The organism is Aliivibrio sp. S10_S31, from assembly GCF_014694495.1.
Classification (GTDB): domain Bacteria; phylum Pseudomonadota; class Gammaproteobacteria; order Enterobacterales; family Vibrionaceae; genus Aliivibrio; species Aliivibrio fischeri.
The window spans coordinates 1-205 of record NZ_JAAUWR010000191.1; the positions used below are offsets into that span (position 1 = coordinate 1).

2 tRNA genes are annotated in these 205 nt (G+C 50.2%); both read left to right on the forward strand.

What is annotated here, in order from left to right:
* Positions 1-20: 20 nt before the first annotated feature.
* Positions 21-105, forward strand: a tRNA-Leu gene (locus tag HC728_RS20095).
* Positions 106-130: 25 nt separating this feature from the next.
* Positions 131-205: transfer RNA gene (locus HC728_RS20100), tRNA-Gln, on the forward strand.

Sequence of the window (205 nt, forward strand, 5' to 3'; positions counted from 1 at the left end):
AATTTCACTATAAAATTTGTGCGGTCGTGGCGGAATTGGTAGACGCACCAGATTTAGGTTCTGGCGCCGCGAGGTGTGAGAGTTCAAGTCTCTCCGACCGCACCATTATTTAGATTCGTAAGAATCTCGTTGGGATATCGCCAAGCGGTAAGGCAGCGGCTTTTGATGCCGCCATTCCCTGGTTCAAATCCAGGTATCCCAGCCA